1 protein-coding gene is annotated in these 1,089 nt (G+C 76.0%); it reads right to left on the bottom strand.

All coding sequences use genetic code 11. From position 1 onward, the window contains the following. Positions 1-595 (bottom strand): glycerophosphodiester phosphodiesterase family protein (locus ABD317_RS37175; protein WP_344296525.1); only part of this gene is annotated, 595 nt, incomplete at its 3' end. Between the last annotated feature and the right edge of the window lie 494 nt (positions 596-1,089).

Genomic DNA, 1,089 nt, shown 5'->3' with positions numbered 1-1,089 from the left:
GGGGGGGGCGGGGGCGGGGGGGGGGGGGGGGGGGGGGGGCGGCGCCGGGCGCCGTGCCGGCCCGCGCGCCGGAGCCCGCCGGGCCCGCGAGGCCGAAGCGGCGCAGCAGCTCCACCAGCTTCTCCTCCACCTGACCCGCCCAGCGGGTCGGGTGCTTGGTCTCGATCGCCAGCTCCACCCGCCGCCCGGCGTCGGTCACCAGCTCCAGCAGCCGCTCCAGGGTGAGTACCGAGGTGCGTTCCCAGTCCGGCTCCTCGGGCGTCTCGCGCTGCCGCCGCCCCACCTCGTCGCGGCGCTCCTCGCGCGCCTTCCACGAGCCGAAGTCGAGCGCGGCGAGATCGGCCAACTCCAGTGCGGAAACGGCGCCGCGGCCGTCGGAGGTACGGTTGACGCGCCGGTCGTGGACGCAGACGAGATGGCCGTCGGCGGTGAGCCGCACGTCGCACTCCAGGGCGTCGGCGCCTTCCTCGATGGCCTTGCGGTACGCCGCCAGCGTGTGCTCCGGCGCGTCCTCGGACGCGCCCCGGTGCGCGACGACGGCGGGCGGGCCCGCCCCCGTACGCCCGTACGGCCGATCCGCTGGTGGTTGGCTCACCGGCTCATCGTGCCACCCGGCACGCCCCCTGGCCGGGCCCTCGTCTGCCACCCAGGGGATGCGCCACGTATGTCCGAAGTAAAGGATGTCAGCCAAAGACTAGGTGCGGTTTACCGTCCGCTGACAACCGGTGCGGGAACCTGGTTGGGCGGGTACACGCAACCGGCACCTGGCGTGAGACGTGAAGGAGAAAGCTGTGAGCACCGAGAACGACGGCGCGACGCCTCCGCGGCCGGATTTTCCGCCGCCGGATGCGGGAGCGAGGTCTCCGGTCGAGTCTCCTGAGCGCGCGAGCGGCGGGTCGGCCGGGGGAGCCTGGCCCGCGGGACCGGAAGGGCCGGGTGGTTCGGACGCTGCCGGCTCTCCGGGCGGCCCGGGTACCGGGGGCCGCGGTGAGGGGCGTACGGAGCAGTTCGCCGCGGTCGGCGCCGCGGGCGGCACGGGCTCCGGCGGCCACACCGGGCCCACCGGAGGTCAGGCCGGGCCGACCGGCG

Origin of the sequence: Streptomyces synnematoformans, from assembly GCF_039531005.1 — a bacterium.
Classification (GTDB): domain Bacteria; phylum Actinomycetota; class Actinomycetes; order Streptomycetales; family Streptomycetaceae; genus Streptomyces; species Streptomyces synnematoformans.
The sequence above is the reverse complement of the archived record's forward strand: the minus strand, read 5'-3'. Positions and strand labels throughout refer to the sequence as shown.